This is a genomic window from Novosphingobium hassiacum, assembly GCF_014196055.1.
GTDB lineage: Bacteria > Pseudomonadota > Alphaproteobacteria > Sphingomonadales > Sphingomonadaceae > Novosphingobium > Novosphingobium hassiacum.
In genome coordinates this window covers 42784-66031 of sequence record NZ_JACICY010000013.1, presented here as the reverse complement: position 1 = coordinate 66031, position 23248 = coordinate 42784, and the positions used below count along the sequence as shown (strand labels likewise).

Below are 23248 nucleotides of genomic sequence, written 5' to 3'. Positions count from 1 at the left end.
AAGGACAGCAAAACCATCATCGCCATCAACAAGGACGACGACGCCCCGATCTTCCAGGTCGCCGACATCGGCCTGGTGGGTGATCTGTTCACGCTGGTCCCCGAACTCACCGGCAAGCTCTGAACCCGCCGCATACAAACAAAAGGCCTCGCGGAAACGCGGGGCCTTTTGCGTTTTGGGATCATGCAGTTAAGGTTCTCGTCGAAGAGGAGCCATGATGCAAAAGCGCGTCGCCTTGGTCAGATCAATCCTGATGGCAGTTGCCGGTGTCGGCTTGACGCAAAGCGTACGCGCAGAAACACTAGAGCTTGCGCCAACGTCCGATTGGATCATGAACTACGCAGAAGACAGCTGCCGCTTGGGCCGGACGTTCGGTGAAAATGATCAGGCCGTCAGCCTTCTGCTGGATCAGTTTGCTCCTTCAGACCATTTCAGAGTCTCGCTTGCTGGAAAGCCGGTGACGCCTTTTGGCTCGGCCTCCGGTTTTGCCGGATTCTCGCCTACCCCAAATCTGACGGATGTGCGCATTCTGAGCGGCACGAGTGCCAACGGTCAGCCTGTAATCCTATTGATGGGTGATATCGACATTCTCAATCGCGACAAGGAGGCAGCCAAGATGCCGCTATCGCCTTCGCAGGTTGCTGCAATCACCCAATTTGCCGTCACAAGACCGAAGCACAGTATAACGCTCAAGACTGGAAAGATGAAAGGTGCGCTAGCCGCAATGCGTGCATGCACTGACGATCTGGTGAAGCTTTGGGGGCTTGATCCGGTACAACAGACCAACCTCTCTAAAAAACCTGAGCCGATGAACCCTCCCTCAAAATGGCTTAAAAGCTCAGACTATCCCAAAAAGGATATGCTAGCGGGGGCACAGGCAGTCGTTAATTTTCGCCTGATGATCGATGAGACGGGAAAGCCGACCTCTTGCAAGATCCAAATGGCGACCAACACCCCCGAAATGAGCGCGCGGACATGCAGCCTCATACTTCAGCGGGCCAAATTTGAGCCAGCGCTAGATAACGAAGGACGCTCGGTGCCTAGCTATTACATCGAGAGCGCAAGGTGGGTCATCGCCGAATGATTGCATTTCCTGCAATTGTAAAGCCATCCTTCGCACTTGCGAGATGGGCGCCTTACCTGCACATAGAACAGGCCTTTCAGGCATCCTCTCCCAAAACTTTCCAAGGGCTGGTCTTCGGACCGGCCCTTTTTTTGTGGGCTATCCGACGCGGGCGAACGATCAGGCCTTGGCCGCATCCCGGTACTCGTCGCGCAACAGCCGCTTGAACAGCTTGCCCGTTGGCTCGCGCGGAAGCTCTGCGCGGAAGTCGATCTGGCCAGGCATCTTCACCCGCGACAACTGGCCACTAAGCCATTCAGTCAGCTCCGCCGCCAGCCCCGGCCCCGCCTCGGCCATGTCGCGCGGCTGGACGATAGCCACCACGCGCTCGCCCATGTCGGCGTCGGGCGCGCCGATCACCGCCACGTCGGTCACCTTGGGATGCGTCACCAGCAGGTTCTCGATTTCCTGCGGGTAGATGTTCACCCCGCCCGAAATGATCATGAAGCTCTTGCGGTCGGTCAGGAACAGATAGTCGTCCTCGTCCACCGTTCCCACATCGCCAAGGCTGGTCCAGCCGTGCCGGTTGGTCGCATCGCGTGTCTTGTCGGGATCGTTGTGATAGCTGAACGGACTGCCGCCTTCGAAAAACACCTGGCCCTCGGTCCCGGCCGGGACTGCGTTGCCGTCCTCGTCGCAGATGCGGATCGTGCCGAGCAGCGCGCGCCCGACCGATCCCGGCCGCGCCAGCCATTCCTCGCTCGAGATATAGGTAAAGCCGTTGCCCTCGGTCCCGGCATAGTACTCGCGCACGACCGGCCCCCACCAGTCGATCATCGCGCGTTTGACCGGCACCGGGCAGGGCGCGGCGGCATGGATCGCGCACTTCAGGCTCGACGTATCGTAGTTTGCGCGTACCTCCTCGGGCAGCTTGAGCATTCGCACGAAATGCGTCGGCACCCACTGGCTGTCGGTCACCTTGTACCGCTCGATCAGAGCCAGCGCGTGCTCGGGATCGAATTTCTCCATCACCACCACGGTCCCGCCAAGCCGGTGGACCGTCATCGACCAGCGCAATGGCGCGGCGTGATAGAGCGGCGCGGGCGACAGATACACCGCATCCCCGGTTATCCCGAACGCCGTGGAAGCCAAACCCACCAAGGCATTCGCCGCGCCGATTTCCGGGTCCTCGGGCAGCGGAATGCGCACGCCCTTCGGGCTTCCGGTCGTGCCCGACGAATAGAGCATGTCCACGCCTGCGCGCTCGTCCGCGATCGGTGTGTCGGGCATAGCCGCCAGCTCGGCCTCGAGCGTCCCGCCGAAACGCAGCTGCTCGATTTCGGGCACCAATGCCGCCACCTCGTCGAGCAGTGCCGCCGTATAGGCCGATCCGATCACCAGCCGGCTCCCGCTGTCGCGCAGGATATAGGCCGCCTCTCGCGGCGCCAATCGGCCCGACACCGCCACATAGACCAGCCCGGCCCGTTGCGCGCCCCAGGCCACGATGTAGAAGTCTGCCGTGTTCTCCAGACACAGCGCGATCGTATCGCCGATCCGGAGCCCGCGCGCGCGCATGGCCTGCGCAAACCGGTTGGACGCCGCGTCCAGCTCGGCATAACTGACCACCCGGCCAGAGCCGCCCATGATGATCGCGGGTTTGTCCGGATTGCGCGCAGCATGGTACTTGGGGTGGAAATGCACCGGCAGCGTCCTCTCGTCACCGACGACTTCGCGGTCGCCGTTTGCAAGAGAACTTAAGCGATCAGTTAAAACACGCAAGCCCCATGGTGGCGCGGGCGAGTGAGGGCAGGACTATTTGGTCGCCGGTACCGGCAGCACCTTGTCGATTGCATAGATCACGCCATTGCTTGCCGCGCTGGCCGCAAGCAGGATCGTACGCATCGTCATTCTCCCGGTATCGTTACTCGGCAACGGTCAGCGTCGGAGTCCAGTTCCCGCGCACACGCCTTGCGGCCTTCCCAAGCGCCGCGATATGCTCCACGGCAGCAGCGAACCCGCATTACCCGGAGCACCACCTTGATCGCACGCGAACTCCTTGGCACCGCGCCCGTCCCCGGCGGCGAGGAACTGCGCCTCTACCGCCACGATCGCGATTTCATGATCGTGCTCGATCGCAACGAACTGATGAGCACGCGGATGCACGCTTCCGAGGACGCGCTCGCCAACCTCAGCGCCGACCGCATCGCCCACGCCAGCCGCCCCGCCATGCTGATCGGCGGCTACGGCATGGGCTTCACTTTGCGCGCCGCGCTGAAACGCCTGCCCGAGGGCGCCCACGTCACCGTCGCCGAACTCGTGCCCGAGATCATCCAGTGGGCGCGCGGCCCGATGGTAGACGTCGCCGCCGGTTGTCTCGAAGATCCGCGCGTCCGCCTGGTCATGACCGACGTCGCCGATGTCATCCGTGCCAACGGCCTCAACGTCGGCGGCACCGGCTACGACGCGATCCTGCTCGATGTCGACAACGGCCCCGATGGCCTTGTCCGTCATGCCAACAACCAGCTCTACACCACCAGGGGCCTGCGCGCCGCCCAGTCCGCCCTGCGCCCCGGGGGGATCCTCGCCATCTGGTCCGCCGCCAAGGACGCCAACTTCGTCCAGCGCCTGCAACACGTCGGTTTTGAGGTCGAAGAAGTCGAAGTCAGAGCGCGCCCCAACGGCAAGGGCGCAAGACACGTCATCTGGTTCGCGCGCTGAACGCCCCGGATCGACTGGGACGCCTGCGGGAACGGACCGTATAACAAAGCATTGGTCGTATAAGGCATGCATCCCTTTCGTGGAGCCGATCAGAAGCGCTGTGCTGAATCCAGAGGGGTCTGAGACTGGAGGCGTAAAGGAGAGCAATAGCGTGGCCGGGCCGAGCAGACCCAGACTGTTTGTTTTGATGCTCTGGGCGGCAGTGCTTAAAGTGCTCGTCTGCGCAATATTGCCGACGGGGCTGCCTCAATCGCGGTCGATCGGTTCGGCATTCAGCCCGTCCACAACGGTCGTCGCGCTCAACGCCAGTGCGGAACCTGTTCGCGCTACCTCTGGCAAATCCATCAGGCGGGCTGAGCCCGACATTGATCCTGTGCTGTTTCAAAGCTCTCCGCCGTATTTCGGTCTCAACCTCCCGGTGCTACCGGCAGTCCCGGCAATGTCCGGGCTGATGCTGCTTGCGCTAGCTGCGCAGCGTCATGTTGCGTTGTCCATTGCCAGTCAGGCTTACCCGCGCGGTCCTCCCGTCGCTCTGGGATAATCAGGGTCGCCTTGGCGACTGTGGGTTAACCAGCGTCACTCCGCTCTGAATTGGCGGATGCCGGCGCTCGCAGGAGAGCGATCAGATGATCAGGAAAAACAAACGACCTCGCTGGTTCAAGGTGGCTGTTTTCAGCGGCATGGCCGGCGCCGTTGCATTGGCCCTGAGCGTAATCTCGATGGCACAATAAGCAAACCCGCCGGACCCGCTCGACAATGGCAGGTCCGGCGGAAAACTGGGTAATTTGATGCATCATTCACCACTCATCGCCACGATTGTGGCAGGCGTCGTGTTCGCTTTCCTGATGGGCGCGCTGGCCCATCGGCTCAAGGCCTCGCCGATCGTGGGGTATGTCATGGCCGGGGTGATCGTCGGGCCTTATTCGCCCGGCTTTGTCGCTGACGCCGGGCTGGCCAATGAACTCGCGGAAATCGGCGTCATCCTCCTGATGTTCGGGGTGGGACTGCACTTCTCGCTCAAGGACCTGCTCTCGGTCCGCAGGATCGCCATCCCCGGAGCCATCGTCCAGATCGTCGTGGCCACGATGATGGGCATGGTACTGGCATGGGTGATGGATTGGAACATGCTCGGCGGGTTCGTTTTCGGACTGTCGCTTTCGGTCGCAAGTACGGTGGTGCTGTTGCGGGCCTTGCAGGGTCGCAAACTGGTGGAAACCGAAAAAGGGCGAATCGCGGTGGGCTGGCTCATCGTCGAGGATCTGGTCATGGTCCTTGCGCTGGTCATGCTCCCCGTCTTCGCTACGGTCATCAATGGCGCCGATCGCGGCATCGGCTTCTCCGCACTCGTCGCTCCGCTTGCGATAACGCTGTTGAAGGTCGTGGCGTTCGTCGTCCTCATGCTGCTGGTCGGGCGGCGTGCGATCCCGGCCGCGCTTCACTGGGTGGCGCACACCGGCTCCCGCGAACTGTTCCGTTTGGCAGTCCTTGCCATTGCCCTGGGCGTGGCATTCGGCGCAGCCTATGCGTTCGACGTGTCGTTCGCACTCGGTGCCTTCTTTGCGGGCATGATCCTGGGCGAAACCCCGCTCAGCAGAAGGGCGACCGAAGAAACACTACCCTTGCGCGACGCGTTTGCCGTGCTGTTCTTCGTTTCGGTCGGGATGTTGTTCAACCCTGCTGTCGTGATCGAACAGCCTTTGCCGCTGCTGGCAACCATAATGATCATCGTAATCGGCAAGTCCGTGGCGGCGTTCGCCATCGTTCGGGCCTTTGGTTACCCGGGAAGCACGGCTTTGACCGTGGCGGCCAGCTTGGCGCAGATCGGCGAATTTTCGTTCATTCTCGCTGCCCTGGGCAGTGACCTCGGAATTCTGCCACCCGAAGCGCGCGATCTCATACTTGCCGGAGCGATCATTTCGATCATCACCAATCCGCTGATCTTTTCGCTGATTTTCAGGCAACGCCGAGGTGCTGCGACGCCGGACGTACCGGCCATTCTTGAAGTGTCCGGTCATGTCATCGTGATTGGCTACGGGCGGGTCGGAAGGTCGATTGCCGAGGAGCTTGCGGTTCAGGGCAAGGCATTCGTCGTCATCGAGGATGACATCGAGCGGGTCCGCGAAGCCGAAGCCAAGGGTTACAAGGTCCTGGCAGGAAATGGCATCGAAACCCGCGTGCTCGAAGCGGCTGCGCTGGAAGACGCGGGCGCACTCCTTATCGCAATTCCGGAAGGCTTCGAAGCGGGCGCCATCTTTCAGCATGTGCGCAAGATCAAGCCGGACATCCCGGTGATTGCTCGCGCTCATTCGGATGCGGAAGTTGCTCACCTCAAACGGCTGGGCGTTTCCGATGTGGTCACGGGCGTGCAGGAAATCGCAACGCGCATGTTGGGCGTATCGGACCGTGGTCGCGCCGGTACCGAGGAGTAGTATAGGGTGAGGCAAACATGCGGCCGGCGTCGGTAAAGAAGCCTGGTTGGACTTGGGCGCTCAGCAGCCCGAAACGGGGCCCGGTCTCCATTTGCAGCACATGACCCACACCCCAACAAGAAAAGGGCGCCTTCACCGGCGCCCTTTTCCGCATCCTCTCCAAGATGCACTTCAATCTCTAGAAAGACCTCAGTCTTCGGGGCCACCACGTCCGCCCTCGCCGTTGCTGGCATAGAGCGTGGCGTTGCCCTGCATGTAGGGAACCGGGTTCACCGCTTCGCCGTTCACGCGGACTTCGTAATGGAGGTGCGGGCCGGTCGAGCGGCCGGTCGTGCCGACGTAGCCGATGATGTCGCCCTTGCGGACCTGCTGGCCTTCGGCAACCGCAACGCGCGACATGTGGCCGTAGCGGGTTTCCATCGCGCCGCCGTGGTCGAGTTCCACGAACAGGCCGTAGCCGCCGAACCAGTCGGCCTTTTCAACGACGCCGTCTGCGCTGGCGCGGATTGGGGTGCCGGTGGCTGCGGCCAAGTCGATGCCCTTGTGCGCGCGGCGACCGCCCAGCACGGGGTGCGTGCGCATGCCATAACCGCTGGTCAGGTGCGAAACCGAAACCGGCGCCAGCGACGGGATCGAAACGCCGCCAGCCCGGCGAGCGATGACCGGCTTGGCCGAAGGCAGGATGCCGTTGTCGAGCGACTGCCAGTTGGCGAACAGGCGGCGGAATTCCTCGTCGCCGCGATCGGCGGAAATGCCCGACTTCGCAGCTTCAGCCGCACGAAGCGGGGCGGCGATGTCGGCAGATGCGGCGCTGTTGGCAAGCGCAGGAGCGGCGGAGGAGAAGAAGGCAACGGCAGCGAAGGCACCGAGAGCAGTCTTGAAGGTTTTGGCGTTCAACAACATTGAGACCCGTACGACCTTTTTATGTGCGATCCGGTCTGTGCCGTATGCGGCATCCTGACCGGTACGCGCTGACCCCCAGAGCGAACCCGTTCAATGGCGGAAGGCCGGTAAAAACCCGCCGCCTTGGGAATTTTCAAGTATGGTCGGAACCCCCCGCCATCTCGTGATTTGGGAGTAGTGCAGGGTGTTGCGCAGTGGCAACCCCCGCCATGAATTCGCGCGATAGACCGGCTTGATGACGCGCCGAGTCGTTGAACGGTGGCTTAACGGACCCCGCAAAGTGCTGTGCGACCAGCGTCTTCCACGCCTCAGGTGGCGATTCTCGGCGCTTTTGACAGATTGCGACGAAATGCTTTGTGCCGAAGCGCACATGGCGGATTTCATCGTCAAGGATTCGTTGCAGTATTCGCGCCGTCCGCTCGTCGCCCTGGCTCGCGAACCGCGTGACCATCGCCGGGGTTACGTCCAGAGCGCGCGCCTCCAGTACCATCGGCACGATGGCCAGCCGCGCCGCCACGTCGTGCGCGGTATCGCGCGCGGCTTCCCACAATCCGTCATGCGCGGGCATCGCGCCATAAAAACTGCCGAGCGTCCGCAGCCGCCGCGCCAGCAGCGCGAAATGCATAGCCTCGTCAGCCGCGACCGACAGCCAGTCGTCGACGAACGCGCGGCCCATCTCTGCGCCGAAGCGCCCGGCGGCATCCAGGGCCAGGTCGATCGCCACGAATTCGATATGCGCCAGTGCGTGGAGCAGCGCGATCCGTCCATGCGCCGAGCCGCGTCCGCGCTTCGGCATCGCGGCGGGATGACGCAGTTCGGGCAGGGCAGGGCGCGCAGGCACATCGGGCATCGTCGCGGCGAAGGAAAAGTCCAACGCGCCTGACCGCCACCGGCGAAACACGTCGCGCGTCGCCATGACTTTTGCGGCTGGATCGGCGGTCAACATCGCCGCGCGGATCGCGCCTGAGATCGAAGGAATGGTCATGGCCCTGTTCGATGGTCGTTTCACGGGGTGTCTAGGGGGGAACCCCCCGGGTACACCCCCCTTGCACCCCCACAATCCCCCATCAGTTGCGCGCTGCGGCGAGCACGTCTGCGGCGTGGCCCTTGACCTTCACCTTGTTCCAGATGCGGACAATTTTGCCTGCCTCGTCAATCAGATAGGTCGTGCGCTCCATGCCCATGTAGGTGCGTCCATACATCGACTTCTCGGTCCAGATGCCAAGAGCGTCCGACAGGCCATTCTCCTCGGCATCGGATGCGAGCGGCACGGTGAGCGCGTATTTCTCGATGAATTTCAGATGCTTCTTGGCAGGGTCCTTGCTCACGCCAAGAACCTCGACGCCAGCGGCTTGAAACTGATCATAAGCTTCTGAAAAGTCCTTGTTTTCGGTCGTGCATCCCGGCGTGTCGTCTTTGGGATAGAAGAACACGACCAGCTTTTTCCCCGCGAAATCAGACACTTTCACGGTTTCGCCATTCGGCGTCGCCAGCACGATATCCGGAAATGCCTCACCCACCCCAATCCGCTCAGCCATCACTCAATCTCCAGTGGAATTTCAAATACTTGGCCCCAGGCCGCCGCGACCTGACGCCGCGCTGCAAGCACCGCCTCCAGCAAAATGTCCCAGCTTTTCAAGCCACAAGCCTCGGCCACGATAGTCCGGCTCGCGTGAGGCGGATACATGCCATCGGGGGCAACCAGCCTGACGACCAACAGCAGACGCGCCAGAAGGTCGTGCGAGGACCGCGTGCCGGCGGGTAAAAGCCCTTTCTCCTCAATCAGTTGCACAGCCACGCCCAGATCGGGCGTGTAGGCCACATGATCGCGTAACTGGAGGAAGTGCACCATGAACTCGATGTCCACCAGCCCACCCCGCGCCAGTTTCACGTCGAGCGGTCCCTGGGGCGGCTTGTGGTCCGCCATTTTTGCCCGCATTTCAAGCACATCGTTGCGTAGCGAGGCATCGCGCGGGCGGTCCTGCACGCGCGCGATGATCGCTGCGATCGCCGCGCGGTCGGCCGTCGTACCGAACATCGCGCGGGCGCGGCACAGGGCCATGTGTTCCCACGTCCAGGCATCTTCACATTGATATCGCTCGAAACTTTCGAGGCTGACCGAGATAGGACCCTGCGCTCCGGACGGCCGCAACCGCGTATCCACCTCGAACAGCACCCCCGCCGCCGTTGGCACCGACAGCGCCGCAATTACCCGCTGCGCCAGACGGTTATAGTACAGCGTCGCGCCCAAGGGCCGAGGGCCATTGGATTCGGCGGCATGATCCCCGCTGAACAGGAAGATCAAGTCGAGGTCCGAGGCATGGGTCAGCGCCGCTCCACCCAACCGCCCGAGGCCGAGAATGGCAAGATCGCTGTCCGGCACAACGCCATGTTTTTGCACGAATTCATCAGTTGCGGCACGGCCCAGAACCGCGATCGCCGCCTCTGCCACACGTGACAGGGCGGCGGCGACTTCAAGCGGATCGCGCTGCCCCTCGATCAACTGCACGCCCAATGAGAACCGCATTTCGCCGACACGGACTCGCACCGTATCGAGAAGTCGCTGGTAATCATCCCCCGCCTCGCCCCGCGAAAGTTCTGCAGCAATTTCAGCGACCGAACCCGGCAAATCGAACGCAGAGCGGTCGATCAGCGTATCGAGCAGGTCAGCGCGGCGGGCGAGTTCATCGGCCAGCGTCGGCGCGTGGGCGAGGATTCGCATGACCATTGCCAGCAGTCCCGGGCGCGCCTCGAGCAAGCGGAAGACGTTGATTGCGCTGGGAAGTCCGGCGAGTAACTGCTCCCAGCGGAGCAGCGCGCGATCGGGATCGGGCGCTTCGGACAGCGCGCGCAACAGCTGCGGACGGATCCGGGCGAACGCTTCGCGCGCCTCGGCAGAGCGCAGGCAGCGGTACTGGCCCCCCTCCCACGCGTTGATTCGCTGCGTAAATTCGTCCGCCACGGTGACGGCCTCGACCGCGACCGCGCCAGTCGGGGCGTAGGTCTCGATCAACGCATCGAACCGCCGACCGACCACGTCCGATATTTCGGTCAATTCGCGCACCAAGGCCGCGCCGTCGGGTAGACCATCGAGCTGCGCGACGCTGTCGAGCGCGGCGGCGTCGGTCGGGAGCGAGTGGGTCTGCTGGTCGGACACCATCTGCAGCCGATGCTCCAGCGTGCGCAAGCGGTCGTAGCTTGTGCCCATGGCGTGGGCGTCTTCGGCGGAGATGATACCCGCATCGGCCAGGGCATCGAGGCTGGCGCGGGTTCCGCGCAGGCGCAGCGCGGGATTGCGGCCGCCATGAATAAGCTGATGTGTTTGTGCGAAAAATTCGACTTCGCGAATGCCGCCACGCCCGCGTTTGAGATCGTAGCCCGGTCCGATCGCCTGGCCTGCGGAATAGTGATCGCGGATGCGCGTGGTCAGCCGCCCGATCTCGGCAATCGCTCCGAAATCGAGGCTGCGGCGCCAGACGAACGGCCGGATCGTGTCGAGGAATGCCTGGCCGGCCGCGATGTCGCCCGAGGCGGCGCGGGCGCGGATGAACGCGGCACGCTCCCACGCCAGCGCGCTCGATTCGTAGTGCGTGATCGCGGAGTCGAACGACAGGGCGAGCGGGCTGACTTCGGAAGCGGGGCGCAGGCGCAGATCGACGCGGAAGACGTAGCCTTCCGAGGTCATGTTCGACATGATTTCCATCAGCGCGCGGGCAATGCGCTGCGCGGCTTCGGCGGGATCGTCCCGCTCGCGCCGGGGCAGGGTTTCGGGATCGTAGAGCAGGATCGGGTCGATGTCGGAGGAGTAGTTCAGCTCCTGCGCGCCATGCTTGCCGAGCGCGATGGCGGAGAAGCCCGCTGATTCGGCATCCGGCGTACGACGGCGGATGGCGGCGGCAATGGCAGCGTCGAGCGAGCGGTCGGCAAAGTTGCTGAGTTCGGTGATGACGCGGGTGAGTGGGAATGCTCCGGCCAGATCGCCGATAGCCAGCACCAGCGCGAGGGCGAGGCGTTCGCGGCGCAGCGCAACGGCGGTGTCTTCGATCCCGTTTCCGGCGGCCTTGGCGTGAGCGAGGGCTTGTTCTAAATCGCCTGTGGCCAGCATCGTTTCGAGATCGGGCAGGCGGTCCAGCGCCGTAGACAGGAACGGCGCATGGGCGCGGGCGCGGGATATGGCGTTGGGCAGGTCGGTCATTGCGTGGGGGAATGAACCGGTTGAGCGAGGCGATCAAGCGCGATGGAAACGCGTGCGGGTTTGGGCTAGTGCGCTGTGCTTGTTTGTTGGTGGCAAGCTGCGAGTTGATCTGGCGCTGCAGGCCCACCCCCAACCCCTCCCGCAGGCGGGAGGGGGGAAAGCTGGAATGCCACTCCCGCCTGCGGGAGGGGAGCGAGACTTGCGGCTCCGCAGGGGACGTTAGTCGCAGCGGGGTGGGTTTGCGACGCGCGTTTGACGTGTTGGCGGGCCACCAGCCTTTTCGCTACGGATAAACACCCATGACCTCACACTTCCGCATGCCGCCCGAATGGCACCCGCAGGACTGGCTGTGGATTGGCTTTCCGCATCTGGCCGAGGAATGGTCGGGCGTGATCGACCGCGCGCAGGAGCAGATCGCGGCGTTTGCCAATGCGGTGGCCGACAGCGGGCAGCAGGTGCGGCTGGTGGTGCGTGATGCGGCCAACGAGATGCGCGCAAAGTCGCTGGTTTCGGCCTCGGTGACGCTGGAGCGGTGGACTTATGGCGATGTGTGGCTGCGCGATACCGGGCCGCTGGTGGTTCTCGATGAGGCAGGCAACCGCGAGGCGCGGCTGTTCGGGTTCAACGGCTGGGGCGAGAAATATCTGATGCCCGGCGATCAGGAGATCGGCGCGGATCTGGCGGCGTCTGCGGGGCTGAGCGCGAGCAAGGCCGACTGGATTCTGGAAGGTGGCGCGCTGGATGGCGATGGCACCGGGCTGGTCGCGACGACCGAGCAATGCCTGCTCAACCCCAATCGCAATCCGCATCTGACGCGCGATGATCTGGAAGCGCGGTTGCTGCGCGATCTGGGATACGACCGCGTGTTGTGGCTGGGCGAAGGACTGATCAACGATCATACCGATGGCCATGTCGACAATCTGGCGCGCTTCGTTGGCCCCAACCGGCTGGCGCTACCGCGCGCGACCGGGCCGGACGATCCGAACGCGGCGATCTATGCCGACGCCAAGGCACGCGCGCTGGCGGCGGGCGTGGCGGTGGTCGAAGTGCCCTCGCCGGGGCGGGTTGAATGGGGCGATGTGGTCCAGCCCGCGAGCTACATGAACTTCGTGATCACCAGCAATCTGGTGGTGGTCCCGGTGTTCGGATCGCCGCACGATGATGACGGCGTGGCGGCGATTGCGGAGCTGTTCCCGGATCGCGCGACGGTGGGCGTGATGGGCGATGCGGTGCTGGCGGGGGGCGGTGGGTTTCACTGCGCGAGCCAGCAGATGCCGGGGGTTTGAGGGGGGTAGGTGTTGGCGGTGCGGCACTTCCGGAGGTTTATGCGGATGCCGCACTGCTGGAAGCCACGCCCTTGCCGCAGTTCCAACGTCTCATCGCAAGCTTGATTGTACAAATTCTGGTTTACTGTCATTGCTTTAAGGCAGACGACTGGAGCTAATCATGAGCGTAAGATCATCTATTTTGGTTGCGATGGCTCTTGCCGCTTTGGCGGGCTGCAGCGGCGATGAGCACACCAAGGCAGAGCAGCATTTGATGGTTGCAGGACCGGAAGACGGAGTGAATCGCTTCGCGGAGTTGCAACGCTCGCGTCGGCCGACTTTGGTAGTTTCTTCGGTTCGGCCCGTTGGCAAGGGTCGTGTAGAAGCAATCGTATCGCTGCCAGCTGCTTTTAGTAGCCGGGAACTCGTACAGACGACGAGAGAGGCGTTGGCCGCTGGCCTTGAATATAAGTTTGAATCTCGCCAATCCGTTTTGCCGGTACGATCTTAGAGGCAACCGGCATTTTATGCCGATCCGCTTCAAAGCTGCCTTTCTACTTTTCGGCCTTCCACCCAAAACCGGTCTTTACGCTAAATTTTACAACGCTCCGAAACCGGCCGTCAACCGTCATACACTCAAACCCCGCTCATCCTGAGCCTGTCGAAGGATGCTGCGCCGAGGGTTGGGCTTGGTCTTGGCTGCTCGCCTCACAGGCATGTGTCGCGCAACCGGGTTGTCGAGCGCGCCCGGAACTGCTGTGGCGTGTGTCCTTCGACAAGCTCAGGATGAGCGGGGTTGGGAGTGTCGGGTGGCGTCTCGTCAACTAAGGCCTGACCTAGGCTCCCGCTAATTCTTGTGGCGTCGCGTTGCGGGATGGTTGCTGAAGGTAGCCTCACCCCGGATCAGGTCCGGGGCGATGTGAAGGGGTGGAGGCTTGGGGCCGCCCGATAGGTCCGAAACCGGCGTTGTTGCGCTGTCTTGGCGCGCACGCATCGGCCTAACCTCGCCCGATGGAAATCACATTCGATTGTACGCAGTGCGGGCGGTGTTGCCATGATCTGCGGTTGACGCTTTCGGTGGCCGAGGCGCGAGTCTGGGCGGGGCGGGGGCATCGGGTGGACTTGCTGGTTGAGGGGTGGCCTTGGCCGGACAATGGCGCGCTCGATGATCCGGTGATGCAGTGGCGGCGGGTGACGACGTTCGACGCGCGGGTGGGCGATGTTCCGTTTCGGATCAATTTGCGGCTGGTGGCGCGACACGATGGGGCCTGTCCGCATCTGCTGCCCGACATGCGTTGCGGGAATTATGACGCGCGGCCGCGGATATGCCGGATCTATCCCTTGGAGAGCCGTCCGTTCGAGGCGATGGTGCCGGAGCGGCGGCTGTGTCCGCCTGAGGCTTGGGGTGAGGGCATGCCGGTGCTGGAGCGCGATGGGTTGGCTGCCGACGAGGAAGCTGCCGCGATCCTTGAGGCGCATCGTGCGGCGATGGTGATGGACGTTTCGGTGAAGCAGCGGCTGGCAGGCTTGCTTGGGTTTTTCGATGCCGCGATGGCGGGTGAGGGGTTTGCGGTCTGCGAGGTTGCGCCGTGGGCCTTGATCGAGGCGTTGGAGGCGGCGGAAATGGGTTTGGGCGATGGGCCGGATGCGTGGTCTATCGTGACCAACCGTGAGACGACGCGGGCGATGTTAGCGGATCTGGAGTGTCCGGCGCGGTTGGTTGCGGCGGGGGTGGGGTTTTTGGGGTCTTTTGCGGATTTGGGGGGCGGGTGATGGGCAGGCCCACCCCCGACCCCTCCCGCAGGCGGGAGGGGAGTTAGAAGGCGGTTATATTCCCCCCTCCCGCTTGCGGGAGGGGCTGGGGGTGGGCTGGCTGGCCGTTATCCGACGTGGCCCCCTCCGTCAGCCTGCGGCTGCCACCTCCCCCAGAGGGGGAGGATCTTTAGATGCCGTGGAAGTCCTTGTACCACCTGACGAAGTTCGGCACGCCGACGTCGATGCTGGTGGTGGGCTTGTAGCCGAGGTCGCCGGAAATCGCGTCGATATCGGCAAAGGACTGGCGGACGTCACCCGGTTGCATCGGCATCAGGTTCATCTCAGCCTTGCGGCCGAGTTCGCTTTCCAGAATGCCGATGACCTTCATCAGGTGTTCGGATTTGTGGTTGCCGATGTTGTAGAGGCGGTGGGGCTTTTCACTGCCGCCAGCCTTAATCGCACCATCGTCGGGCGGCGGGTTGTCGAGGCAGGCCATGACGCCCGAGACGATGTCGTCGATGTAGGTGAAATCGCGGTACATATCGCCGTGGTTGAACACCTGGATCGGCTCGCCCGCCAGAATCGCCTTGGTGAACAGCCACATCATCATGTCCGGGCGGCCCCACGGACCGTAGACGGTGAAGAAGCGCAGGCCGGTCAGCGGCAGGCGATAGAGGTGGGCGTAAGTCTCGCTCATCAGCTCGTCCGCCTTTTTGGTGGCAGCATAGAGCGACATCGGGTGATCGACGCGGTCGTCGACCGAAAACGGCATCTTGGTATTGCCGCCATAGACCGACGAGGACGACGCGTAGACCATGTGCTCGGCCCCGCGATGGCGCGCGACTTCGAGCAGGTTGAGGTGACCGACGAGGTTGGACTGGACGTAGGCGTGGGGGTTTTCGATCGAATAGCGCACGCCTGCCTGCGCGCCCAGATGGACGATGCGTTCGAAGTTCTTGCCTTCGAGCGCGGCAGTGAGCGCGGGGTAATCGGCGAAATCGGTGCGCAGGAACGTGAACTGGCCTTTGCCCTGTTCGGTCAGGCGAGAGAGGCGGGCCTCCTTGAGCGCGGGGTCGTAGTACGGATTGACGATGTCGACGCCGATCACCTCGTCGCCCCGGGCGAGCAGGCGGGTGATCAGGGAGTAGCCGATGAAGCCGGCGGCTCCGGTAACGAGGACGCGCATGGGTAACTTACCTTCAATCTATCGTTGCGCCCCCGCGAAGGCGGGGGCCTCAGGCCTGATTGCGAAACCTCCGACCCGGATCACCGAGGTCCCCGCCTTCGCGGGGACGCAGGATAAGGACGCAGCGCTGCGCGTCAAAGCTTCCAGTCGGCACGATCGCCCAGCACGCCCTTGAGATCGGCCAGCGTACCACCGGGCGCCACCAGCGCGGCGATGCGGTCGGCCCCTGCGGCGAGGTAATACTGGTGTGGCACGGCGAGGAACACCGTGTCGTAGGTCTGTTCGAACGCGTCGCCTGCAAGTTCCAGCCCATATTCCAGCAGGGCTTCGGCGGTGTCGGCATGGGGATCGTGGACGGTGACCTTGTGGCCGAGCGCTTGCAGTTCGGCGATAACGTCGGCGACCTTGGAATTGCGCAGGTCGGGCACGTTTTCCTTGAAGGTCAGGCCGAGGACGAGGACACTGCCGGGCTTGCCGCCACGCTGTGCGTGGAGCTGCTGCGCAACCCACTGGGCCATGCCGTCGTTGACGCCGCGCCCTGCCAGGATGACCTGCGGATCGTGGCCCAGCGCTTCGGCGCGGGCGGAGAGGTAGTAGGGATCGACGCCGATGCAGTGCCCGCCGACGAGGCCTGGGGTGAACGGCAGGAAGTTCCATTTGGTGTTCGACGCGGCGAGCACGTCCCACACCGATAGGTCCATCTTGGAAAAGATCTGCGTGATCTCGTTCATGAAGGCGATGTTGATGTCGCGCTGCGCGTTCTCGATGACCTTGGCGGCCTCGGCGGCCTTGATCGAGGCGGCGCGAAAGACGCCCCCTGACGTAATCGCGCCATAGAGGTCGGCGACGCGATCAAGCGTTTCGGGGGTTTGGCCGGAAACGACTTTGGTGATGCGGTCGATAGTGTGTTCGCGGTCGCCCGGATTGATGCGTTCGGGGCTGTAGCCGAGGAAGAAATCCTCGCCGCACTTGAGGCCCGAGACCTGCTCGAGGATCGGGCCGCAGATGTCTTCGGTGACGCCGGGATAGACGGTGCTCTCGAACACGACCACGGGCTTGCGCCCTTCGGCCACGGCATCGGGCAACATCCGGCCAACGGTACGGGAGGCCGATTCGACGAGGCGCAGGTCGGGATTGTTCTGCGCGTCGATCGGCGTGGGCACGGTGACGATGTAGAAGTCGCTCGGCGGGCAGACGGCGGCATCGCTGGTCAGGCCGAGGCTCGATTTGGCGAGGCGGTCCGAATCGATTTCGCGCGTGCGGTCATGGCCGTCGGACAATTCGCCGATGCGCCGCGTGTCGATGTCGAAGCCGGTGACGTAGAACTGCTTGGCCAGCGCCACGGCCAGCGGCAGGCCGACGTACCCGAGGCCGAGCACGGTCACGCGGGTGGTGGCCGATACCAGCGGATCGAGGCTTTTGCCGGGGGCTGCGGAGATCGAGGGGAACTGGACAGTCACGGGGGCTTGCGGCCTTTCATGGTTGACGCATGGACGCGCCGACATGAGGCCTGCTTAAAGCGAGGCTCTTATTTCACGGTTAACGATCTGGGATTATTGGTCCGCACATGACGAAAACGATACTCGTGGTGTTCGGGACGCGTCCCGAGGCGATTAAGATGTTTCCGGTGGTGCATGCGCTGCAGGCGGACCCGCGTTTCAAGGTGGTGACCTGCGTTTCGGCGCAGCATCGCGGGATACTGGATCAGGTGCTGGAGATCGCCGGGATCGTGCCCGATCACGATCTGGACCTGATGCGGCCCGACCAGACGCTCGACGGTCTGACGGCAGCACTGCTGACAGGCCTTGGCAAAGTGATGGACGCTGTGCAGCCCGACTGGGTGGTGGTGCAGGGCGATACCGCAACCGCGATGGCGGGAGCGCTGGCGGCTTATTATCGCAAGCTGTCGGTGGCCCATGTCGAGGCGGGCCTGCGCAGCCACAACATCTATCACCCCTGGCCCGAAGAGGTGAACCGCAAGATCATCGGCACGATCGCGAAGCTGCATTTTGCGCCGACCGATGTTTCGGCGAGTGCCTTGCTGGCGGAAAATGTCGATCCTGTAGGCGTGCATGTTACCGGCAATACCGTGATCGATGCGCTGCAGTGGGTAGCTGCGCGAATCGCAGCGGAGCCTTCGCTTGCGGAAGGCCTTGCAGAGATTGAGGCGCGGTTTGCGGGTAAGCGGATCATCGGTGTGACCAGCCACCGGCGCGAGAACTTCGGCGGGGGGCTGGAGAACATCGCCGAGGCCATCCGCCAGATCGCCGCACGCGACGACGTGGCGCTGGTGTTCCCGGTCCATCCTAACCCCAACGTGCGCAAGGTGATGGACGCAGCGCTTTCGGGCCTGCCAAACGTGGCGATGATCGAGCCACTGGATTATCCGCACTTCGCGCGGCTCCTGAGCATTTCCGAGATCATGCTGACCGATTCGGGCGGGGTGCAGGAAGAGGCGCCCGCGCTGGGCAAGCCGGTGCTGGTGATGCGTGAGACGACCGAGCGGCCCGAAGGTGTGACGGCTGGCACGGCAAAGCTTGTCGGCACCGATGTGGAGCGCATCGTTTCCGAAATCTTCACCCTGCTCGACGATAAGGCTGCCTATTCAGCTATGGCGCGTGCCCACAACCCGTTCGGGGATGGGCAGACCGCGCGCCGAATCGTGGAGTTGCTGGCGAATGATGGGTGATGTGAAGCCGGACGTCTGTGTCGTCGGCCTTGGCTATATCGGACTTCCTACTGCCGCCATTATCGCCCGCGCGGGCTGCCGCGTACTGGGGCTCGACGTATCGCAGCGCGTGGTCGACACGATCAATCGCGGCGAAATTCATATCGAGGAAGTGGACCTCGACGGACTGGTTCACGGCGTCGTGCAGCGCGGATTGCTGCGCGCTTCTACCCAGATCGAACCGGCAGACGTCTTCGTGATCGCGGTGCCGACACCGTTCGAGAAGGATGGGCGTCACACGCCCGACATCTCCTATGTCCTTGCTGCTGCAACACAAGTTGCCGTCGTGCTGAAGGCAGGGGACACGGTGATCCTCGAATCGACGTCGCCCGTTGGTACGACCGAAAAGATGCTCGACCTGATGGCGGGTTTGCGGCCCGACCTCAAGTTTCCGGGAAAGACCCGCGAGACGCCTGACGTGTCGGTCGCCTATTGCCCCGAGCGCGTGCTGCCGGGACGCATTCTCGAAGAATTGACCAACAACGACCGCTCGATCGGCGGCATCACCCCGCGCTGCGCGCGCAAGGCGCTGGCGTTCTACAAGCGGTTCGTGCGCGGGACTTGCGTGACAACCGATGCGCGCTCTGCCGAAATGACCAAGCTGGTCGAGAACGCCTATCGCGACGTCAACATCGCCTTTGCCAACGAGCTTTCGATGGTGGCGGACCGCATGGGGCTGGACGTGTGGGAGGTGATCCGCCTCGCCAACCGCCACCCGCGCGTGAATATCCTGCAGCCCGGACCGGGCGTGGGCGGGCACTGCATCGCGGTGGACCCATGGTTTATCGTGGCCAGCGCGCCCGAAGAAACGCCGCTGATCCGCACCGCGCGCAACGTCAACGACGGCAAGATGCACCATGTGGTGAAGAAGGCTGCCGAGATGATCGAGGCGCATCCGGGCGTCAAAGTGGCCTGTCTTGGTTTGGCGTTCAAAGCGAATATCGACGATTTTCGCGAGAGCCCGGCACGCTATGTCGCCGCCAGCCTTGCGCGGCAATTCGGCAGCCGGATCAATGTGGTGGAACCTTACGCGGGCGAACTGCCGAAGGAATTCGAGGGCACGGGCGCGGTCCAGATCGATCTGGACACCGCGCTGGAAGACTGCGGCGTGCTGATTGTGCTGGTCGACCACGATGTGTTCAAGGTGATCCCGCTGGCCGAGCGTTCGGGCAAGGTTGTGTACGATACGCGTGGCATCTGGCCGGACCAGCCGGGGGTTGAGGTTGGCGCGGCTGGGTTAAGGTTGGCGAGCTGAGCCACAATCGATCGCCTCAATCCCCACTCTCGTCGCCCCGGACTTGATCCGGGGTGAGGCTCCCTTTTCGGCGCAGTGAGAAGTGTGTTCACGCAAAGGCGCGAAGAGTAGGTAAGGCGCAAAGGGCTCCCCGCGCTTCGCTAAGCTACTGAGGCCAAGCCACGTTCGGTGCAGTCCGCCGCCGAACGCGTCCCGCTCGACTGGGCGGAACCCCTTTGCGCCTTACTTTTCGTCGCGCCTTTGCGTGAACCAAAATGCTCACCAACCTCCGCCAAGAAAAGCCTCACCCCGGGCCAAGCCCGGGGCGACGGCCACGTTGGCGCGGACGTATTGCTCAAACGGCCGATCATAAGGGTGCGACGACATTGCGTCGGACACCGATAGATGTGATCGGTGAAGAATGACTGACCCAATTTTTGCCTTCAAGGGTGAAGGTGTCGCAGAGCGCGTTATCAACCGTAGGAAGGGCGCGCGCCATGCGATGATGATTTTCGTGCAGAGTGATAACCTGATGGCCGCTGAGGCACGTGCCTATCAAATAGCGAAAGACAATGGCTGGAGCTTCATCGTGCTTCAGAAGGGTGGCGAGGTAAAAATCCAGCCGAGCGAAATAGACGAACCATATCTTCGTGCTGCGCTAAATGACGCTTTGCAAATTGGCACAGCGACCATCATTTACAAAGCGGAGTTGCCGTCAAACGCGTAAACTGACCTGGCAAAATTGGACATGCGAAACAACCATGTTTGCATTGAAGAGCGCCGATTTGCCATCACGTTCACTCTATGCCCCGCCGCTGCACCCACCGCGCCCTGATCGCGTCCGAACCCTCGCGCGATCCATCGTGGCTCCAGCCGGGCGCACGCACCAGATAGGACAGCTTGTGCCGCCACGGCGCGCACCAAACATCGCCCAGCATGGCGCGCCATTCGTGGAAGGCGGCGTGGAGTAGGTGGAAGCTGCCGAGTTGTTTTACGGTGCCGTAGCGGATGGGGAGGTCGTCGCGCTCGCGCTGGAAGGTGCCGAACAGGCGGTCCCAGACAATGAACACGCCTGCGTAGTTGCGGTCGAGGTAGAGCGGGTTCGTCGCGTGGTGGACGCGGTGGTGGGAGGGGGTGTTGAACAGGGCCTCGAACCAGCGCGGCATGCGGCCGATTGCTTCGGTGTGGATCCAGAACTGGTAGACGAGGTTCACCGCGCCGACCGTCAGGATCATCGCCGGGTGAAAGCCGATGAATGCGGGCCAGATGCGGAACAGGAACGAGCCTGCCAGCGGGCCGGTCCATGTCTGGCGCAGTGCGGTCGACAAGTTATAGTGCTGGCTGGTGTGGTGGTTGACGTGGGACGCCCAGAACCAGCGCACGCGGTGGCCGCTGCGGTGGAACAGGTAGTAGTTGAAGTCGTCCAGCACGAAACACAGCGCCCATGCCCACCACGCGAGTGGCACTGTGGCGACGCGGTGGTCGTAGAGCCACATCGCGGCGAACCAGATCCCGCCAGCGGCCAGCGCACCTGCGACCGTGCTGCCGAGGCCCAGTGCAAGGCTGGTGAAAGTGTCGCGCGGTTCGTATTTGTCGGGCGCCCGTCTTGCCGCCCAAACCATCTCGGCCAGTACCAGCGCGACGAAGAACGGCACGGCGTAAGTGACGATGTCGATTGGCGTCATGCGGGCACGCTCCCCAGGCGGCGCAGGCTGGCAGCCCAGACCTGCGCCTGATCGCCGAGGTCGAGCGTGACTTTGCCGAAGCGCTTGTCGTCGGTCGCAAGCGTGAGGAAGCGACCGTCCAGCCGAACGCCTGCGTGGCTCGAGATCTGGCGGGCGGCGAAGTGGCTGCCGTGCTGGCGGATCAGCAGGACGCGGTCGTGCGAGTCGCGCAACAAGGCGCCGATGCCAGCCCGGTCGAGCGCGACGGACTGAGCCTCGAAGCCGCAGATCGCTTCGTCGGCGATGGCGCGGGCATGAGCTTCGTCGGCTATGCGCGGATCACCACCGAGGTTCAGTCTGGCCGCAGCCCATGCCAATAGGACGATGGCGACAAGCGAGCCCAGCACCTGCAGGGCCATCGCCACACCCGGCGTGTCGAGCAGGGCCTGCATGAAAGGCGTCAGCCCTGCGCGGCCAGCATATCGACGGTCGCGCGGATCGGGGCGATGTCATAGCCCGCGCCTGCAGCCTTGGCGGCGATTTCGTCGGGGTTGATCCCGGCCTTGGCTTGGGCGAGCGCCCAGAGCAGTGTCGAGCGCGTGCCCGAGCGGCAATAGGCCAGCACGGGTTTGTCGCCTGCTGCGTCGAGCGCGGACTGCATCGCCTCGACTTGTGCCATCGAGAACCCGGCGTGCGTGACGGGGATGGCGACATAGTCCATTCCTGCTTCGCGCGCGGCGGCCTCGATCTCAGGTCCCGGCGTCTGGTCGTCCGATTCGTCCTCGGGCCGGTTGTTGACAATCAGGCCGATGCCGAGCGCCTTGGCATAGGCGACTTCGGCCAGCGTAATCTGCGGGCTGGCGTAAGTTCTATCGTCGATCTTGCGGAACATGGCGCGCGAAATCCTGCTGGCTTGAGGCGTCTGGCGCTTGTGCCCAATGGCGGTCGGTCGGGCAAGGCCTGTGAAGTTCGCCCAATTCGGCAGGAAAGCCACAGTTTCCGGGCGTAATCGACCGACGGATGTCGATTCCATTCGCGCTGGCCTTTTTTTCGGTTATAGTCTTTCGCGCAATGGAGAGGTCCGGACCCGGAAAGTCCGGTGCTGATTCCCTCGTCGCGCCACTGGTCCCCGCGTCCGGCCCGTGGTGCCGTTAAGGTAGGGGCGGATTGAAGGTCTATTGATTTCTATGGGTTTTGACAGAGGGCGGCGCGGTCGCGGCAAGGATAAGCGCGACGGATTCGGCGACGAAGGTGGTTTCGATCCCTACGGCGGTGGCGGTGGCGGCGGATTTGCCGGCGGCGGTTTCGGCGGTGGCGATCGCGGTGGCTTCGGTGGTGGTCGCAGCGGCGGCGGTTTTGGCGGCGGTGATCGTGGCGGCTTCGGCGGTGGTGATCGCGGTGGCTTTGGCGGCGGTGATCGCGGCGGCTTCGGCGGCGGTCGCAGCGGCGGCGGTGGCGGCTTCGGCGGCCCACGCGGCGGCGCTGGCGGTGGCGGCGGAATGCCTGCCCAGGTTGTCGGAACCGGCAAGGGCGTCGTCAAGTTCTTCAATACTCAGAAGGGCTTCGGCTTCATCCAGCGTGAAGACGGTGGCGAAGACGTGTTCGTTCACATCAGCGCGGTCGAGCGTGCCGGCCTTGAGGGTCTGGCCGAAGGGCAGCAGCTCGAATTCAATCTCGTGGATCGCGGCGGGAAGGTTTCGGCAGCTGATCTTCAGGTCGTGGGTGACGTGATCGCAGTTGCTGCAAAGCCTGCCGCTCCCCAGCGCGAGCTGACGGGTGAACGCGCTACGGGTACGGTCAAGTTCTTCAACGCGATGAAGGGCTTCGGCTTCATCACGCGTGACGATGGCCAGCCGGACGCGTTCGTGCACATCAGCGCGGTTGAACGGTCGGGTCTTCGTGAACTGAACGAAGGCGACAAGCTTGAATTCGACCTTGAGGTCGATCGACGAGGCAAGCACTCGGCGGTCAACCTGGTGCCGATTCAGGGTTGATCCCGATTGCATCGCTTCCGGTGATTTAACCGGCAGCCTGCACACCATACGCGCACAAGTGGCGGTCCTTTTGGGGCCGCCATTTGTCGTTTGCGCTTAGCCCTATCCTTCCGG

General features: G+C 63.3%; 20 protein-coding genes and 1 pseudogene. 11 read left to right on the top strand and 10 right to left on the bottom strand.

Going from position 1 to position 23248, the window contains the following annotated elements; all coding sequences use genetic code 11:
- Positions 1-123, top strand: a pseudogene (locus GGQ88_RS18295) (electron transfer flavoprotein subunit alpha/FixB family protein); the annotation flags it as partial.
- Positions 124-214: 91 nt separating this feature from the next.
- Positions 215-1084: an energy transducer TonB gene (locus tag GGQ88_RS18290; RefSeq protein WP_221214764.1), complete on the top strand. Its 870-nt coding sequence runs from the start codon at positions 215-217 to the stop codon at positions 1082-1084.
- 159 nt (positions 1085-1243) lie between these two features.
- Here GGQ88_RS18290 and GGQ88_RS18285 read toward each other — a convergent pair whose 3' ends face one another.
- Complete coding sequence (locus GGQ88_RS18285; protein ID WP_183614910.1) at positions 1244-2764, bottom strand: AMP-binding protein; 1521 nt, start codon at positions 2762-2764, stop codon at positions 1244-1246.
- 336 nt (positions 2765-3100) lie between these two features.
- On the opposite strand from GGQ88_RS18285, the gene GGQ88_RS18280 reads away from it, so the two are divergent.
- Positions 3101-3781, top strand: a complete 681-nt coding sequence (locus tag GGQ88_RS18280) for a spermidine synthase (protein ID WP_183614909.1) — start codon at positions 3101-3103, stop codon at positions 3779-3781.
- A gap of 785 nt (positions 3782-4566) precedes the next feature.
- Positions 4567-6210, top strand: a complete 1644-nt coding sequence (locus GGQ88_RS18275; protein ID WP_183614908.1) for a cation:proton antiporter domain-containing protein — start codon at positions 4567-4569, stop codon at positions 6208-6210.
- Positions 6211-6399: 189 nt separating this feature from the next.
- Here the strand turns inward: GGQ88_RS18275 and GGQ88_RS18270 are convergent, their stop codons facing one another.
- The 4 genes from GGQ88_RS18270 to GGQ88_RS18255 all read right to left on the bottom strand — a co-directional run bounded on the left by GGQ88_RS18270 (position 6400) and on the right by GGQ88_RS18255 (position 11308).
- Entirely contained in the window at positions 6400-7113 is a 714-nt protein-coding gene (locus tag GGQ88_RS18270; RefSeq protein WP_183614907.1) for a M23 family metallopeptidase, read from the bottom strand.
- A 133-nt stretch (positions 7114-7246) separates the two neighbouring features.
- A complete protein-coding gene (locus tag GGQ88_RS18265; RefSeq protein WP_183614906.1) occupies positions 7247-8098 on the bottom strand; it encodes a ferritin-like domain-containing protein in 852 nt (283 codons plus the stop codon).
- Between the two features lie 82 nt (positions 8099-8180).
- Positions 8181-8651 (bottom strand): peroxiredoxin, encoded by a 471-nt coding sequence (locus GGQ88_RS18260; protein ID WP_183614905.1) that lies wholly within the window; start codon positions 8649-8651, stop codon positions 8181-8183.
- Positions 8651-11308, bottom strand: coding sequence for a [protein-PII] uridylyltransferase family protein (locus GGQ88_RS18255; RefSeq protein WP_183614904.1), 2658 nt, complete (start codon positions 11306-11308; stop codon positions 8651-8653). The genes GGQ88_RS18260 and GGQ88_RS18255 overlap by 1 nt, the downstream gene beginning before the upstream one ends.
- Before the next feature lie 299 nt (positions 11309-11607).
- Here GGQ88_RS18255 and GGQ88_RS18250 point away from each other — a divergent pair, with 299 nt between their 5' ends.
- The 3 genes from GGQ88_RS18250 to GGQ88_RS18240 all read left to right on the top strand — a co-directional run bounded on the left by GGQ88_RS18250 (position 11608) and on the right by GGQ88_RS18240 (position 14346).
- Positions 11608-12594, top strand: coding sequence for an agmatine deiminase family protein (locus tag GGQ88_RS18250; RefSeq protein WP_183614903.1), 987 nt, complete (start codon positions 11608-11610; stop codon positions 12592-12594).
- Between the two features lie 160 nt (positions 12595-12754).
- Complete coding sequence (locus tag GGQ88_RS18245; RefSeq protein WP_183614902.1) at positions 12755-13084, top strand: hypothetical protein; 330 nt, start codon at positions 12755-12757, stop codon at positions 13082-13084.
- A 554-nt stretch (positions 13085-13638) separates the two neighbouring features.
- Positions 13639-14346, top strand: coding sequence for a YkgJ family cysteine cluster protein (locus tag GGQ88_RS18240; protein WP_183614901.1), 708 nt, complete (start codon positions 13639-13641; stop codon positions 14344-14346).
- Positions 14347-14515: 169 nt separating this feature from the next.
- Here GGQ88_RS18240 and GGQ88_RS18235 read toward each other — a convergent pair whose 3' ends face one another.
- Together GGQ88_RS18235 and GGQ88_RS18230 are read right to left on the bottom strand one after the other, a co-directional pair.
- The gene (locus GGQ88_RS18235) at positions 14516-15514 is read right to left on the bottom strand and encodes a GDP-mannose 4,6-dehydratase (RefSeq protein ID WP_183614900.1); all 999 of its coding nucleotides are present in this window, start codon (positions 15512-15514) and stop codon (positions 14516-14518) included.
- Between the two features lie 134 nt (positions 15515-15648).
- Positions 15649-16974 (bottom strand): nucleotide sugar dehydrogenase, encoded by a 1326-nt coding sequence (locus GGQ88_RS18230; RefSeq protein WP_343057279.1) that lies wholly within the window; start codon positions 16972-16974, stop codon positions 15649-15651.
- Between the two features lie 107 nt (positions 16975-17081).
- On the opposite strand from GGQ88_RS18230, the gene wecB reads away from it, so the two are divergent.
- From wecB to GGQ88_RS18215, 3 genes are all read left to right on the top strand, one after another.
- Positions 17082-18203, top strand: coding sequence for a non-hydrolyzing UDP-N-acetylglucosamine 2-epimerase (gene wecB, locus GGQ88_RS18225; protein ID WP_183614898.1), 1122 nt, complete (start codon positions 17082-17084; stop codon positions 18201-18203).
- Positions 18193-19497 carry a UDP-N-acetyl-D-mannosamine dehydrogenase gene (gene wecC, locus GGQ88_RS18220; protein ID WP_183614897.1) on the top strand — a complete coding sequence of 435 codons (1305 nt, stop codon included), beginning with the start codon at positions 18193-18195 and terminating at the stop codon, positions 19495-19497. The genes wecB and wecC overlap by 11 nt, the downstream gene beginning before the upstream one ends.
- A gap of 400 nt (positions 19498-19897) precedes the next feature.
- A complete protein-coding gene (locus tag GGQ88_RS18215) occupies positions 19898-20203 on the top strand; it encodes a hypothetical protein (RefSeq protein WP_183614896.1) in 306 nt (101 codons plus the stop codon).
- 70 nt (positions 20204-20273) lie between these two features.
- Here GGQ88_RS18215 and GGQ88_RS18210 read toward each other — a convergent pair whose 3' ends face one another.
- From GGQ88_RS18210 to GGQ88_RS18200, 3 genes are read right to left on the bottom strand one after another with little or no spacing between them, the layout of a single operon-like run.
- Positions 20274-21161: a sterol desaturase family protein gene (locus tag GGQ88_RS18210; RefSeq protein ID WP_183614895.1), complete on the bottom strand. Its 888-nt coding sequence runs from the start codon at positions 21159-21161 to the stop codon at positions 20274-20276.
- Positions 21158-21592, bottom strand: coding sequence for a hypothetical protein (locus GGQ88_RS18205; RefSeq protein ID WP_183614894.1), 435 nt, complete (start codon positions 21590-21592; stop codon positions 21158-21160). Before GGQ88_RS18205 ends, GGQ88_RS18210 begins: the two co-directional genes overlap by 4 nt.
- Before the next feature lie 8 nt (positions 21593-21600).
- The gene (locus GGQ88_RS18200; protein WP_183614914.1) at positions 21601-22032 is read right to left on the bottom strand and encodes a protein tyrosine phosphatase family protein; all 432 of its coding nucleotides are present in this window, start codon (positions 22030-22032) and stop codon (positions 21601-21603) included.
- Between the two features lie 295 nt (positions 22033-22327).
- Between GGQ88_RS18200 and GGQ88_RS21585 the strand changes: the two genes are divergently transcribed.
- Positions 22328-23134: a cold-shock protein gene (locus GGQ88_RS21585; protein WP_183614893.1), complete on the top strand. Its 807-nt coding sequence runs from the start codon at positions 22328-22330 to the stop codon at positions 23132-23134.
- The last annotated feature ends 114 nt before the right edge of the window (positions 23135-23248 follow it).

Bases quoted from the DNA above. Each gene is read 5' to 3' on its own strand.
- GGQ88_RS18215 (WP_183614896.1), top strand. From the start codon at position 19,898: ATGACTGACCCAATTTTTGCCTTCAAGGGTGAAGGTGTCGCAGAGCGC.
- GGQ88_RS18235 (WP_183614900.1), bottom strand. From the start codon at position 15,514: ATGCGCGTCCTCGTTACCGGAGCCGCCGGCTTCATCGGCTACTCCCTG.
- GGQ88_RS18255 (WP_183614904.1), bottom strand. From the start codon at position 11,308: ATGACCGACCTGCCCAACGCCATATCCCGCGCCCGCGCCCATGCGCCG.
- GGQ88_RS18270 (WP_183614907.1), bottom strand. From the start codon at position 7,113: ATGTTGTTGAACGCCAAAACCTTCAAGACTGCTCTCGGTGCCTTCGCT.
- GGQ88_RS18265 (WP_183614906.1), bottom strand. From the start codon at position 8,098: ATGACCATTCCTTCGATCTCAGGCGCGATCCGCGCGGCGATGTTGACC.
- GGQ88_RS18260 (WP_183614905.1), bottom strand. From the start codon at position 8,651: ATGGCTGAGCGGATTGGGGTGGGTGAGGCATTTCCGGATATCGTGCTG.
- GGQ88_RS18245 (WP_183614902.1), top strand. From the start codon at position 12,755: ATGAGCGTAAGATCATCTATTTTGGTTGCGATGGCTCTTGCCGCTTTG.
- GGQ88_RS18200 (WP_183614914.1), bottom strand. From the start codon at position 22,032: ATGTTCCGCAAGATCGACGATAGAACTTACGCCAGCCCGCAGATTACG.
- wecC (WP_183614897.1), top strand. From the start codon at position 18,193: ATGATGGGTGATGTGAAGCCGGACGTCTGTGTCGTCGGCCTTGGCTAT.
- GGQ88_RS21585 (WP_183614893.1), top strand. From the start codon at position 22,328: ATGGGTTTTGACAGAGGGCGGCGCGGTCGCGGCAAGGATAAGCGCGAC.
- GGQ88_RS18205 (WP_183614894.1), bottom strand. From the start codon at position 21,592: ATGCAGGCCCTGCTCGACACGCCGGGTGTGGCGATGGCCCTGCAGGTG.
- GGQ88_RS18250 (WP_183614903.1), top strand. From the start codon at position 11,608: ATGACCTCACACTTCCGCATGCCGCCCGAATGGCACCCGCAGGACTGG.
- GGQ88_RS18210 (WP_183614895.1), bottom strand. From the start codon at position 21,161: ATGACGCCAATCGACATCGTCACTTACGCCGTGCCGTTCTTCGTCGCG.
- GGQ88_RS18290 (WP_221214764.1), top strand. From the start codon at position 215: ATGATGCAAAAGCGCGTCGCCTTGGTCAGATCAATCCTGATGGCAGTT.
- wecB (WP_183614898.1), top strand. From the start codon at position 17,082: ATGACGAAAACGATACTCGTGGTGTTCGGGACGCGTCCCGAGGCGATT.